The organism is Enterococcus sp. 12F9_DIV0723, from assembly GCF_002174375.1.
GTDB classification, from domain to species: domain Bacteria; phylum Bacillota; class Bacilli; order Lactobacillales; family Enterococcaceae; genus Enterococcus_A; species Enterococcus_A gilvus.
In genome coordinates this window covers 133,663-147,098 of sequence record NZ_NIBK01000001.1, presented here as the reverse complement: position 1 = coordinate 147,098, position 13,436 = coordinate 133,663, and the positions used below count along the sequence as shown (strand labels likewise).

Sequence of the window (13,436 nt, the reverse complement as noted above, 5' to 3'; positions counted from 1 at the left end):
CGTCACCTACTTTTCGCATGTTCAAACCGCTCCACATCAAAGAGCGACAGTTGTTCACTCGTGGATTGTGTGTTTTGTTTTTTCAGTACATTGTATTGCTTTGAAGAAATCAACGAAGCGATGATCCACTCAGGGTCCTTGATCAAACCGGCAGGTGTCTCATGGTTGCAGGCGATAAAATACTGTGCCCGTTTGATCACGATGCCTAGTTTTTTTAAATCCGTCAGATGCAGCCGATAATACTTTCGTGCTTTGACGATATTTTGCGCACTTTTCGGTCCGATCCCGGGGACCCTCAGTAAATCATCATAGGTGGCGGTCTGGACATCTACGGGGAAGCGCTGATAGTTTTGGACCGCCCAATTGGCTTTCGGATCAAGGTAAAGATTAAAGTTTGGCTTGTCTTCTGACAGAATCTCATCCGCTGTGAATTTGTAGTAGCGAAGCAGCCAATCTGCCTGATACAAGCGATGCTCCCGCAGCAATGGCGGCTCTGTCGTCACAGCAGGCAATAAATTGTCCTGATTGACTGGGATATACGCCGAATAATAGACCCGTTTCAATTGATACTTCTGATACAAATTCTCTGAGATTTTCACGATCGAACGGTCACTCTCAGGGCTGGCCCCGATGATCATCTGCGTAGACTGACCGGCGGGGACAAAGCTTGGACCGCGTCGAACCGCTGGCAAAAATTCCTGTTCTTTTTTTACCGTCGTGATTTGCTTCATTGGTTTATATAAGTCAAACGGGTCTTTGTCCGGCGCCAGTAACTTCAAGCTCTCGCGGGAAGGCAGTTCAACATTGACGCTCATCCGATCCGCCAGAAAGCCCAGTTGCTCGATCAATTTTTCATCCGCGCCAGGTATCGCCTTGACATGGATGTAGCCGCGAAAGCCTTTTTCTTCACGCAAAATTTTCAAGGTCTTGATCAAAAGCTCGCACGTATAGTCCGCATTCTTTATGATCGCTGAACTTAAAAACAAGCCCTCGATATAATTGCGCATATAAAAATCCATCGTTAGATCCGCCACTTCCTGCGAGGTGAACGTCGCCCGCGGAATCGCATTGGATTTACGATTGATGCAGTAGTGACAGTCAAAAATACACGCGTTCGTAAATAATAATTTTAATAACGAGACGCATCGGCCGTCGGGGGTAAAGGAATGGCAGATCCCGGATACCGCCGTACTGCCGACTGTTCCTGATCGGGTATTGTTCTCCACGCCGCTGCTGGAACAAGAAACATCATATTTCGCAGACTCCGCTAAAATTTCTATTTTTCTTTCCAGTTCCATCGAAAATCACTCCTTATTCGTAGTCGCGGAATCGCTCCGCAAGATACGAACGTATGTTCTTATTTAACCAGATAACTGATGTTTTGTCAAAAAAGAATTTGATAGATACTGCTAAAGACGGATGAATCGGGCCCAAGACTTCCCTATAATTTAAAGCAATAGAAGGAATGCGCATCGAACCTTTCACAGGCGATAAAAAATACGGACTACGAAAAATGGCCTGATTCATACACGGTGTTCGGTCGTATACTGCTTGAACATACAGGCGCCAACCTAAAAGGAGTGTGATAAAAATGGAAAGAAAACAATATGTTTGTGAGAAGTGTGGGGGGCAGCATTATTTGTCCGATCAGTTCCAAGCAACGGGTGGGAATTTTGCGAAGATTTTTGATGTCCAAAATAAAAAGTTTATTACGATCAGTTGTAAAACATGTGGATTTACAGAGCTTTATCGTGGGGAAACGTCAGATGGCTGGAACATCCTCGATTTCTTGATGGGTGGAGGCTAAACAACAAAAAAAGCGGCGCGCGCCGCTTTTTTGTTTGTCCAGGATTATCGAACCACTACTGCGTATTTTCTTGCATTGTAGATATTTTCAAAGGTCGTGCGGTTCACCCAGTAAGAGCCGCTGATCGGATCGGACACATGGACTTGGTTGCCCGACTTGTTGTAGCCGTCTAGCGTAACTGCATGGTTGTTGTTGGCAGCGACACCGAAGTTCCAATTCCCCCAACGGATCGGTTGGAAGTTGATCGTCACCCACGCCACTACGGGATTGCCATTTTTGACTTCGTTGATCAATGTATTCATTGAACTGCCTGAAATGTTTTGGACGTTCCCATATTTTTGTCCCCAGCTCGTTAACGGTGCTGGATAGATCGCTGAATACGTATAGGAATTTTCAACAAACGGAGATCCTACAAAACCGTTGTTTGGATTCCCATTCGGTGATTTCGGGATCGTGTTCAAAAACGAACGCAGGCTCCAGCCGCCTAGCTTGCCTTTGTATTGCAAAGCTTGAAGCAAGGACGCGCCTTCACAGCCGCTAGGTGCTCCTAGAGCATATTGATTGTAATTTTTCACACCCAATAAACGATAGTCTTCATGACTTTGTTCACCGCCGCTGACCGCGTACCAAGCAATTCCTTCGTCACGCCAACCCGCTCGTTTTAGATTGTCCCGCTCTGAAGTGATGGGGGTATAATGATGCGCTCCTGATCGCGCATTTGGATTGTACAGCCGATACAATGGAATCCCTGAACTTGGTGAATACCAAGAGATCCCCTCGTCACGCCAACCTACTTTTTTCAAATGATCTCGTTCGCTGGCGAGCAAGGTGTAGTGATGGTCTCCAGCGTTTGGATTGTAGAGTCGATACACGGGGTTTCCGCCAGTCGGCGCTTGCCAGCCGATCCCTTCATACCGCCAGCCCACAGAACGCAAATGGTCCCGTTCACTGGTTGTCTTCGTGTAAAAATGCTCCCCGCTGTTTGGATTGTACAGACGGTACATGGGAACCGATGCCACAGCGGCGCGGAAAGACCGGGCATTGCCTTCTCGCAGCTCCTCCTTCGGTGCTTGCGTCGCATTCGCTTCATCTTGTCCGTCTTTATGCGGCGGCTCCACTTCCACGACTTCCCCGTTGACCACGGCGGTCTGAGTTTCCGAAGCTGTCTCTGGCTCTTGAGACGCTGGTGCGCTTTGCACAGTGCTCTCCCCTTCAGCCGGTTGGATAGCGCTTTCGGAAGTGTCACTCTCACTTGGTGCAGAAGGTATTTCCGATACGCTCGTTTGCGCAGCATCCTCAGCTTGGATGACCGCTGGTGCGGCAAAGGCTGATAATGTAACCAAACAAACCAGTAATACACGCTTTTTCATTTGAACATCCCTTTCTTATTTATAATGAATTTATCTTTGGTAATTATTTATTGTTACGAAAAACAGCCGTTTTTTTGGCAGTTTGTTTATTTATTCTACGTTCTTTTCTTAATTACGTCTTCTATTTAGCTTATTATTCCATATAAAAAAACACTTCGCGACTATGCACGAAGCGTTGATGGGTCCGTTATTCCTTACTGATCGAAACACGGGTCGGGCTGACCCACGTCCCTGTGCCGAATCCTAAAATTGTTTTGATAGCCGGGATAAATGTCGTCGCGATCGTCAGCACATTCATCATCCAATAGATCAACATATAGAATGGCGCAAAAATCAGGTATTTCAATTTTCGCCCACTGTCATCAATGATCAGTGCTGCGGCCACTTGCATGAACCCTGCCAGCATCTCAAAATTCACAAAGATAAAGGACAGCGCCAGCATATGGAAGATTCGATCGTAGTCTCCCAGGACAAACGCATGGAGCATCGTTCCTAGAAAGGCGGCTAAAAATACCCAGTAATACAAACTCCAAAAAATACTGAAGGTTTGGTCAATGAACAGTAAAAACTGCTCAAAATATTTGATGGGATGCAGCGGCACTTTCTTCATGTTTGTCAACCACACTTCTGTACCGCCTTTTGCCCAACGTTTCCGTTGCCGATAGAGCATCTTCAAGGTGTTGGGCACCCCCATAAAAAACATGATATCTGGTGCAAAGGTCGGAATCCAACCGTTTAATTGTTGATCCCACGCAATACTGATATCCTCTGTTGCCCGGTCTTGGCGAAACAGGCCGACATCGATCAACGCATCTTTCCGGTACATCGTATTCGCACCGCTATAGGCATACATCGTTCCTAAAGTACCGAGCTGCCCGCGTTTGATTACTCCGACGATGCTGGAAAATTCAACTGTCTGCGCCTTTTCAATGATCTTCGAGCGATTTTGAACATCCATATTGCCTGTTACAGCCGCCACGTTTTGATCTGCTTCGGTCATGAAATAATTCATGTATTTCCAAAGTGCATCTGCCTCTGGGATCGTGTCAGCATCGTTGCTTAATATGTATTCGCCCTTCGCAAAACCTACTCCGATGTTGAAGGCATGGGCCTTGCCTTTGTTTTTCTCGATTCGCAGAACCCGCAATCGAGAATAGTTTTTTTGCAGACGCGCCAATATCTCAGGTGTCTGATCGGTCGATCCGTCGTCTGTCACGAGCACTTCATAATTGTGGTAGTTCAGTTCATTCAATAAATACGTTAGCGTCTCCTCGATCACCACTTCTTCATTGTGCGCAGGCACCATGATCGTAACAAAGGGTTCCTCTGAGACGGGAATCTCTTCGAACGTCGTCTTTTTATGACGAAAGAGCACTCGGTAAAAAATGACTTCGATCAGCCAAACAAAAGCGCCGAGAACAGGGTAACTGACTAAAATAAACAACAGGACATTCAACACTGCACTTAAAACGGGGTACCCTGTATCAATCGCCATCTTACTCTGCCTCCTTGTAACGTTCACGTATCGTGTCATCTGCTAGATTTTTATCCTCTGGGACAGAATAATAGCGCACCTCGTGACGAAGCGCCTCCGAACCAAAGCGTTCTGTATAGAAGGCATTCAACGCCGCCTTTCGAGCCTGCAAGCCTTCCTCATCATACAATTTTTCTACTTTTTCATGGTGCGTGATTCGATGATTGTTTCGCACTGTCAGAAAAAATACGCCCAGAATGATAATGCCTAATGAAACAAGAAATTGAAACCCGGTATGATAATAGATGGCTTCTCCAGCACGATCATTCCACACATGGTAAAATGCCGAATCATTTTTTAAAAGTGTGGATGAGACGGTCCAATAGATAGGGATCGATACAGCAATCCAACCAACGATCGTCAGTAGACCAATATAGAATTTGTTCCACCAATGTCCTTTTTCAAAAAAGTGATCACTTACAAAACGCTTCTCTGCCTCATGGCGATTCTCTTGATTTTTCATGCCTGTCCCTTCTTTCTCCACCATTATGACTTCGTTTTCTGAAAACACAACATTTTTGCTTTCATAATTTAAGGCGGCTTAATTTTTATTCACTGCAACGAAACCGAACCAATTTTGTTACAAATGGTTTATTTCTTTTTCCTGACCTCTACGCTAAAGTGGAAACAAGGAGGATGAAAAAAATGAAAAATCAGAAAAATCCGATCGCGCACAACTTGCGGTCCTTACGAAATCGAAACAAGTGGTCATTGGAATATGTGGCCGAACGCTTGGAGGTCTCGCGTCAAGCCGTTGCGAAATGGGAGAATGGGGATTCTTTACCAGATATTTTGAAATGCGATGCGCTTGCCAGTCTCTACGACGTTACTTTGACCGATCTGATCCGGCATAACCAGGAGGAAGAAGGTCTGCCCATCGGTCCGGCAGGCAAGCACATCTTCGGGATCGTTCCCGTCGGTGCCCGCGGTCAGCTCGTTTTGCCTAAAAAAGCCCGAGACCTGTTCAATATCCAGACTGGCGACACGCTGGTCGTTCTTGGGGACACGAACCCTGCCTCCAAGGGCATCGCTTTGATCGACAGCACGACCTTCATGCAAATGACTGGGAATATGATGGAAACGATCTTTGAACCAAAGGAGGAGGATGCTTGATGAATCTGTTGGAAGTTTCGGAGCTCTCAAAAAAGTATCCTACGTTTTCATTGAACAATGTCAGCTTCCATATCCCAAAAGGGGCGATCGTTGGGTTGATCGGTGTCAACGGTGCGGGGAAAACCACGATTTTAAAGTCCTTGCTGAATTTGATCCCTGTAGATCACGGGAAAGTAACGATGTTCGAGCAGCTCTTTTTAGAAAATGAACGTGCCTGCAAACAGAAAATCGGGGTCGTTCTAGGCGGCATTGATTTTTATAAAGAAAAGAAAATCAGCGATATCACTGCTGTTACAAAAAGATTTTATACTGATTGGGACGAAGCCGCTTATCAAAAATTCTTGACGCTCTTTTCTTTGGAGCCAACGAAAAAAATCAAGGAGCTTTCCGCCGGGATGCGGGTAAAGTACTTAATTGCCCTGGCGCTCTCCCATCAAGCGACGCTCTTTATTTTTGACGAACCTACCAGCGGACTCGATCCTGTATCCCGCGAAGAGCTGCTAGCGATTTTTCAGCAGATCGTCAAAGACGGGGAAAAAAGCATTTTATTCTCTACCCACATTACCTCAGATCTAGAAAAATGCGCCGATACGATCATTTATATTAAAGAAGGGACATTGATCAAAGCCGCGCCGAAAAAAGAGTTTATTGCGTCTTTTCAAACGCTAAAACGCCCAGAGGATGTCGGAGACCTTACGTTGGAAGCGATTATGGTTCGGATGGAGGAAAAACACTATGATTTCTAACTTACTATATAAAGAGATTCGGTTAGCTGCACATCCCAATTTGTTTATCTTTTCACTGATGGGGCCGCTGGTATTGGTTCCCGCATACCCGTATACGATGGTCTTTCTCTTTAGTCTGATCGGAAACTTCGTAAATTTGATGTATACCCGAGAAACCAACGACATCTACTACTCTGCACTGCTTCCGTTAAAGCGCTCAGAAGTCGTTTTGGGAAAATGGCTGGTCCTGCTGGTCTCCCAACTGTTGACGATCGTGCTCTCTATCCCCTTTGCCTTTTTGCGATTGCAGCTCTTGTCCAAACCCAATCCAGTAGGCATCGAAGCAAATACGGCTTTTTATGGATTCGGACTGATCCTTTTTGCCTGCTTCAATTTTCTCTTTTTAACAAGCTATTTCAAGACTGCTTATAAAGTAGGGATCTCTTTCCTAAAGGGCCTGATCCCAGCAACGATCCTCGCCATGATCGTAGAGGCGCTGGTCCATTTTCCAACGCTTGCGTGGCTAGAGGACGTTACCCTTAAAGGACAACTCAGACAGTTGCCTATTTTAGCTGCTGGAATACTGATTTACGTCGTAATGATGTGGGGGACCTATCGCGTCTCTATCCGCCGCTTCCGTCAGGTAAATCTTTAACAGAAAAAAACCGTTTCGATCCTTCCGATCAAAACGGTTTTACTTTTCGAAATATCCTGACCAAGAGCGGCCATCTTCGTTTAAGCTTGCGCCTACAAAGACCTTTTGCGTTGATTTTCTTACACGTTCCCCCTCGCCCGTCAAGTCCTCCATCAACTCTTTGTGATGCGAATAGGTCACTTGATCCAGCTCGTTCAAGTCACGATTCGTACAGGTTGCCTCACTGCGCTCGGTTTGCTGCGAAGTCGCTGCCTTTGGAACAGCCGTTTCTTCTACTTCGCCCTTTTGCGTGACCTGAAAAATCAAAAACGCCGCCACCACTACTCCAACTAGTAACACGATTTTCTTCATTGCGTCCCCCTTGCAGCATACTCTTCCTTTTTAGTATGCCACAATTGAAAACGTTTTTGAATAAAAATATGAATGACTCGTATAATCAGATTTTTTTTCGAACAAAAATTTTATAACTGATTATTTTTTAGTTAACTATGGATTTTCCACTGCCTCTATACTACTCAAACTCTTCGTATTCATTTGGGTCTTGGTCATCGATTCGTCCATCTGCTTTTTCCAGTAAATTGATCCGACCCACTTCTTCTTGCGTCAATTCAAAATCGAAAATAGCCAGATTTTCCCGTTGATGGATCAGGTTGCGGGATTTTGGAATAGGAAGGATGCCCCGTTCTGCGTGCCAGCGCAAAATAATTTGGGCCGGTGTCTTTCCATGTTTTTCAGCAAGCTCCGCAATGACGTTTTCCTTCAGCGCGTCATTGCCGCGGCCAAGCGGACTCCACGCCTCCGTTAAAATGCCCCGCTCCTTGTTTGCCTTCAGCATGCGCTCCTGCACCCAATAAGGATGAATCTCGATTTGGTTGACAGCAGGGGTTACGCCGGTTTCTTCGATGATTGTATCTAAATGCTCCGGTTCAAAGTTCGAAACGCCGATAGAACGGATCAAGCCTAGCTTTTGAGCACGCACCAAGGCCTGCCAAGCCTCCACATACAGCCCGCGTTTTGGCAAAGGCCAGTGAATCAAGTACAGATCAAAATAGTCTAACCCCATCCGAAAAAGCGATTCTTGAATCATCATTAACGCATCTTCGTAAGCATGGTACTTTCCTGGAAGTTTGGTCGTCACAAAAAATTCCGAACGAGGAAGCCCCGAACGGCGAATCGCTTCTCCTACGACGCCTTCACTATCATAGTTTGTAGAGGTGTCCAACAAGCGATACCCATCCTGGATAGCCGTCAATACTTGATCGACCCCTACGCCTCCGCGAATCTGAAATGTTCCTAAGCCAACTGCTGGTATCTGATGGCCGTCATTCATAGTAATCAATGGTGCTTTCATCGATAAATTCCTCCTTGTGTTACAAATATTCTCATTCATTCCGTTCACTGATTGTACCTATCTACCTTACCACCTCCCTCTCCTTGCTGTTAAATCCTCTGCTCATTCCAAAAGAATTTCTTTCAAAATCACGAGAAAAAAAAGCCGGAAAGAGGTATACTACAGATTGAACACGTAAAAAGGAGAAGATTCCGATGGATTCAATTATATGTATCATCTTGGGTATGCTGTTTGCGAACGGAGTCCCTCATTTTGTTAAAGGGATTACCGGTGAAAAATGGGATGTCCCATGGAAAAAATCCGCCTCTGCCTCCACAAATGTGTTATGGAGTATCCTGAACTGGCTGATCGTCGTGGTCCTCTATGCGCTCTTCAAACCCGCTTTGAACAGTTTCGATGCCGCCTGTTTCTTGATTGGTATGGGTATCACAGGCTATTACCTTGCCTTGCATTGGTCCGAAAAAAAGAATGAAAATGACGCTGCTTAATTAAGCAGCGTCATTTTTTACGCGTCAATCTCCGCTTTTTCCTTCTTCGTCAGCTTCTGATACACCAAACGGTACGACGTCTCGATAAGCTGCTTGATCGTGTCATCGTTTAGTTCTTCGTTGGCTAACTTGATCGAGTTCCAATGATTTTTGTTGGTATAATAACCCGGAATCACAACACCCGGATACATCTCCCGTAGCTCTTCGTTTTTTTCAGGCAGATTTTTCAAGGTAATGATCGTATCCTCCGTCGCTTGCTCGGTCATCAACCCAAACATCTTGCCTCTCAAATCAAAATAAAGCACGCCCCAATCCTCCCGAAAATACACCGTCGCACCTTTCAATGCAGCACCAAAAGCTTTAAACGTTTCCATTCGTTGTTGAATAGCTGACTTTTCCATGATGGCCTCCTAAGTGATTTTTTTGACCCATTCCTTGTGTAGTCTTGTGGTTATTCCTTGTATCGTTCTAGGTTTCTCATTTCTTTTCAATTGAAAAATGCGTTCATACCGATCAGATTCATCAGGTTCATTCTCCCATAACCGATTTAATACAAGATGCCACCGGTAAAAATCTGACCACAAAATAGCCTTTTTATAATAATTGGCGGGTATTTCAAACGTAAAAAACGCGTAACGACTGACATCAAGCGCCTCTTTCTCCTACAGATAGTAATAAATATCTGACCAAAGCCAAATCAACTCACGATCCAACGGAGAATCTATCCGACGACAAAATTGCTCGTCCATCCATTTTAATGTCCATAAAATATTGTAGCCCTTCAAGCGTATACTCCTTTTTGGGCTGTCTTAAGCAGTAGTAATTTTATGGCATTGCCTAAGTTGGGAACTTTTTTGAATAAAACCACTTTTAGTTAAGTAAGAAAAAGCTGGTGTTCCATTGTTTTTAGATTTAGGCTCGTCGGCTGCTTGGCCGTAGGACGCGATTTAAAATTATTTACTTTCTACTAGTTTAAAATTCCTGCCCTATCTTAAATTATACCTTCTACCGCATTGTCTTAATAGCTCTTTCTGCCAACCTCAGATTTAGAATGGCGTCTTCGGTGGACACAGCTGCTTCAACTCGAAGGGATCTTTTTTATTTCAATAGTTTTGGTTCATTGTCGTAACGACACAGTTTTGAGTTTTTACGGCTGACAAATAGGGGCAAAATACGACTTTCCACCCTTTTACAAGATTCAATCTATCTCATCCTTCACCTCACCGTTTTTTCTTTTTCCTTGAATGGCTCTTTCCCTTTTTCGTCTGTTTATAGAGTTCGTCTTTCCGTTCACGATTTTTTTGCTTTTCACTTTTTGGTTTTCGGAAGTCGATATAGGGTTTCTTTTCCGCAGAAAGTGCCAATGACTGCTCCGGTGCAGGCGTGTTCGTTGTTTTTTCTTTTCGTTCTTCGCGGGCTTTAGAGCGATCCTCGTCATTGGCTGGCGGACATTCTTCCGCTGCGGTAGGCGTCGGAATCTCTGGCTGCGGATTTTCGCGGTCGTCTCCACGCATATCTGTTAAAAACATACCTTCTGGCAACAGCTGTTTCACGAGTTCTAGTTTTTCATCCCCACTCAGGTTCATCAGATCGACCGCCGAGACAGTCGGTTCAACAGGAATCTGCACCTCTGATTCCTCCACGATCTCCCCTTTTTTGATCTTGAGATAGCGTGTGCAATTGTCGATCTCCGAATTTTCCAGTTTAACAAAACGGCGAATCCCGTCTTTTTCAAAAATCGTCAATGTAGACAACAGCTCTAAAACGGCATCGATCTTCAAGGCGGAAGAATGCGGATCTGCATCCCGCAGGCTCCAAGAATGGCTCTTTCCCACAGCATCCTCAAATGTGGAGACTAGTTTGTATTGCTGCCCTCCCATTTCTTCAGGAGACGTGGTCTTTCCGAACAAATATTTTTTGCTGTCGCTTAATCGATTGTTGTAGCGGTGGTATTCTTTGGTGTTTTTATACAATCGGCGAGTGGCCTGCTCCCACTCTTTTCCACTTTTAAAGGCCTCACGAAACAACGGGAAAAATTTTCGCAGAACATCCGTCGGTTCCTCAGATAAAAAGATATCCCTTACCAATTCGCTGCAGATTCCCGAAAAGTCGCTTATACACAAACAATGACGAATCAGCACAGCAACAATATACTGAATCGCAGCATCTGAGTCAGATAGCTCCGCATACGTTTTCAAAATTCGTTTTTCCAGATTGTCTCTTCCCATCGTAAATAGTGTGATTTGCGTCAATGGTTTGGTTGGCATAAGTATTCTCTCCTTTTTAAGTGGAACATCCCGTTTATTTTTTACTTCTTGAATTTTCTCTCATTCATCATACCTCAAAATATGGTCAATTTCCGTAAAAAAATAACTCTTTATTTTTCGTTTTATGGATAAAAATGAGTATTTATTATTTAAAATCGCTTGTAATCTATATAAAAAAAGTGATCTTGATTTTTCAAGACCACTTTAAATAACACTTATTCAGATATTATTGTTCGTTCATCGCTGGCAATTCATTTCTATTTAATTTGTTTACATAGGGAATCACCATGATCACGCCAGCGACGAACGCGATCCCTTCTGTAATCGTCATAGACCAGATGAGGCCGTCTAATCCGTAGAAATGATGCAGCAGTAAGACGACTGGAATAAAGAAGGTCCCTTGGATCGTTGACATGATCCCTGTCTGAGCACCCAATCCAGAGGCTTGAAAAATCCCTGTAAACAGACCAGAAAAGCCATTAAAAACAGAGGAGACCAGTTGGGCTGTCAAGACGACCAATCCAACATGGATCACTCGAGGATCATTGGTGAACAGATGCAAGACGGGGACGCGAAACAAGTAAACTGCCAATGCAAAAACAATTGAAATGCCGCCGATCCATAAGGAAACTTCCTTCAACGCTTCCTTCAGCCGCTTCGTATTATGAGCCGAGAAGCTGTAAGCGAACAAGGGCATCGCCCCTAAAAATAGCCCCATCGTCAGAAACTCAGGCAATTGTGTGATTCGTACAGCAATTCCAAAGCTGGCAACAACATTGTCGCCATATGCAACAGAAAAGTTATTTAATAACAAGGTCGTGACGATCATAAACGCGGATTTGAACAATTCCGAAACACCAATCTTATAGATTTCTATTTGATCCTGAACAGAAATTCTCACATGCTTCAAGAATCCTTTTAACGATTCACTTTTGTTTTCCAGAAACCAAACATAATAGCTCGTTGCTGCGAGGTTCGCCACTACCGTGGAGATTCCCGCTCCGATCACGTGTAGGTTAAAGACTAAAATCAATAGCGAGTCTAAGGCAATACTGACCGCGACACTGATAAACATGCCATACATGGATTCTTTAGAAGCCCCCTCCGAACGAACTAGCTGTTCCAAAGCGAAGTTCAGAATAAAAGCAAAGCCACCGGCAAAAAGGATCGTTGAATATTGTTTCGTATAAAGCAACGTTTGCCCGTCTGCCCCCAGTAGATGGACTAAGGGATTCATAAAAAGAATCGCGGCGATTCCCAGAATCACACCTAGAGCAATGCTCATATAAAAGGAGTACCCCGCTACCTTTTTGCCTTTTTGAGTCTCCCCGCTTCCGAGTAATCGTGTAATAAAGCTGCCTCCGCCAACACCAAACATATTCCCAACAGCCATCAACACGATCGTGATCGGCATCGCCAAAGTAATCGCAGACATCATATTGGTATCGTGGATCAACCCGATAAAGTACGCATTGATCAGGTTGTAGATCGTCGTCGCTGAGATACCCACCATCATCGGGATCGATAAATGAGCGATCGCCTTACGAATTGGGCTTTCTTTTAAATAGTAAATCGTTGAATCGTTTTCTTCAAATTCTTCCATGGGAATACCTTCTTCTATTAGAGATGTAATTATTAGAATTCTAACTATCAAGCCGCAAGCAGGCCATTCCTGCTTGTGTATTAAAGGCTGCGGTCTATCTTTGTGAGCAGCGCAGTTAATTGTTGGATTTCTGCTTCACTCAAGGCGTGAAGCAATTCTTTTTCTGCCGCATAGAAAGCTTCATTGGTCTCCGTCACCAAAGCCTTGCCTTTTGGTAAGGCGTAGATATTTTTCTGACGTTCATTATCTGCCGGGATTCGCCGTTCGATATAGCCTTTTTTCTCCAAGCCTTGCAACATACTGGTGATACTTGCTCCGCGGCGCTGAAAGACTTCTGCTAAATCTTTTTGGATCAATCCCTTGTCTTCATTTTGCGCAATATAGGCGATCATTCGCCCCTGTTGTGGACTGACCCCCATATCCTTCACGCGATGATCCATAGATTCTCTAGATTTGTTCATGATGGAACGCAACAAATTAGAAACTACTAGTTTATCCAAACAAATACCCTCCTCGCTAAAAA

16 protein-coding genes are annotated in these 13,436 nt (G+C 44.5%); 5 read left to right on the top strand and 11 right to left on the bottom strand.

Annotated features, from left to right (window positions below; all coding sequences use genetic code 11):
* Positions 1-2: 2 nt before the first annotated feature.
* Positions 3-1,298 (bottom strand): putative DNA modification/repair radical SAM protein, encoded by a 1,296-nt coding sequence (locus A5868_RS00740; protein WP_086305915.1) that lies wholly within the window; start codon positions 1,296-1,298, stop codon positions 3-5.
* Between the two features lie 293 nt (positions 1,299-1,591).
* Between A5868_RS00740 and A5868_RS00735 the strand changes: the two genes are divergently transcribed.
* Entirely contained in the window at positions 1,592-1,807 is a 216-nt protein-coding gene (locus tag A5868_RS00735; protein ID WP_010782121.1) for a zinc ribbon domain-containing protein, read from the top strand.
* 44 nt (positions 1,808-1,851) lie between these two features.
* Here the strand turns inward: A5868_RS00735 and A5868_RS00730 are convergent, their stop codons facing one another.
* The 3 genes from A5868_RS00730 to A5868_RS00720 all read right to left on the bottom strand — a co-directional run bounded on the left by A5868_RS00730 (position 1,852) and on the right by A5868_RS00720 (position 5,174).
* Complete coding sequence (locus tag A5868_RS00730; protein ID WP_086305916.1) at positions 1,852-3,177, bottom strand: C39 family peptidase; 1,326 nt, start codon at positions 3,175-3,177, stop codon at positions 1,852-1,854.
* Between the two features lie 187 nt (positions 3,178-3,364).
* Positions 3,365-4,672, bottom strand: coding sequence for a glycosyltransferase family 2 protein (locus A5868_RS00725; protein WP_086305917.1), 1,308 nt, complete (start codon positions 4,670-4,672; stop codon positions 3,365-3,367).
* Position 4,673: 1 nt separating this feature from the next.
* On the bottom strand, positions 4,674-5,174 hold the full coding sequence (locus tag A5868_RS00720; RefSeq protein WP_086305918.1) for a hypothetical protein: 501 nt from the start codon (positions 5,172-5,174) through the stop codon (positions 4,674-4,676).
* Between the two features lie 182 nt (positions 5,175-5,356).
* Between A5868_RS00720 and A5868_RS00715 the strand changes: the two genes are divergently transcribed.
* From A5868_RS00715 to A5868_RS00705, 3 genes are read left to right on the top strand one after another with little or no spacing between them, the layout of a single operon-like run.
* Positions 5,357-5,824 (top strand): helix-turn-helix domain-containing protein, encoded by a 468-nt coding sequence (locus tag A5868_RS00715; protein ID WP_086305919.1) that lies wholly within the window; start codon positions 5,357-5,359, stop codon positions 5,822-5,824.
* Positions 5,821-6,570, top strand: coding sequence for an ABC transporter ATP-binding protein (locus tag A5868_RS00710; RefSeq protein ID WP_441316147.1), 750 nt, complete (start codon positions 5,821-5,823; stop codon positions 6,568-6,570). The genes A5868_RS00715 and A5868_RS00710 overlap by 4 nt, the downstream gene beginning before the upstream one ends.
* Entirely contained in the window at positions 6,560-7,204 is a 645-nt protein-coding gene (locus A5868_RS00705) for an ABC-2 transporter permease (protein WP_086305921.1), read from the top strand. The genes A5868_RS00710 and A5868_RS00705 overlap by 11 nt, the downstream gene beginning before the upstream one ends.
* A 39-nt stretch (positions 7,205-7,243) precedes the next feature.
* Here the strand turns inward: A5868_RS00705 and A5868_RS00700 are convergent, their stop codons facing one another.
* Positions 7,244-7,555 carry a hypothetical protein gene (locus A5868_RS00700; protein ID WP_010782128.1) on the bottom strand — a complete coding sequence of 104 codons (312 nt, stop codon included), beginning with the start codon at positions 7,553-7,555 and terminating at the stop codon, positions 7,244-7,246.
* A 160-nt stretch (positions 7,556-7,715) separates the two neighbouring features.
* Positions 7,716-8,555, bottom strand: coding sequence for an aldo/keto reductase (locus A5868_RS00695; RefSeq protein ID WP_086305922.1), 840 nt, complete (start codon positions 8,553-8,555; stop codon positions 7,716-7,718).
* A 194-nt stretch (positions 8,556-8,749) separates the two neighbouring features.
* On the opposite strand from A5868_RS00695, the gene A5868_RS00690 reads away from it, so the two are divergent.
* Positions 8,750-9,043, top strand: coding sequence for a hypothetical protein (locus A5868_RS00690; protein WP_010782130.1), 294 nt, complete (start codon positions 8,750-8,752; stop codon positions 9,041-9,043).
* A 17-nt stretch (positions 9,044-9,060) separates the two neighbouring features.
* Here the strand turns inward: A5868_RS00690 and A5868_RS00685 are convergent, their stop codons facing one another.
* The 5 genes from A5868_RS00685 to A5868_RS00665 form a co-directional block, all read right to left on the bottom strand.
* Positions 9,061-9,444, bottom strand: a complete 384-nt coding sequence (locus A5868_RS00685) for an MmcQ/YjbR family DNA-binding protein (RefSeq protein ID WP_086305923.1) — start codon at positions 9,442-9,444, stop codon at positions 9,061-9,063.
* Positions 9,445-9,705: 261 nt separating this feature from the next.
* Entirely contained in the window at positions 9,706-9,828 is a 123-nt protein-coding gene (locus A5868_RS19270) for a hypothetical protein (protein ID WP_254908388.1), read from the bottom strand.
* Positions 9,829-10,263: 435 nt separating this feature from the next.
* Entirely contained in the window at positions 10,264-11,310 is a 1,047-nt protein-coding gene (locus tag A5868_RS00675; protein WP_086305924.1) for a hypothetical protein, read from the bottom strand.
* A 226-nt stretch (positions 11,311-11,536) separates the two neighbouring features.
* Positions 11,537-12,913, bottom strand: a complete 1,377-nt coding sequence (locus A5868_RS00670) for an MATE family efflux transporter (RefSeq protein ID WP_086305925.1) — start codon at positions 12,911-12,913, stop codon at positions 11,537-11,539.
* Positions 12,914-12,993: 80 nt separating this feature from the next.
* On the bottom strand, positions 12,994-13,413 hold the full coding sequence (locus A5868_RS00665) for a MarR family winged helix-turn-helix transcriptional regulator (protein ID WP_086305926.1): 420 nt from the start codon (positions 13,411-13,413) through the stop codon (positions 12,994-12,996).
* Between the last annotated feature and the right edge of the window lie 23 nt (positions 13,414-13,436).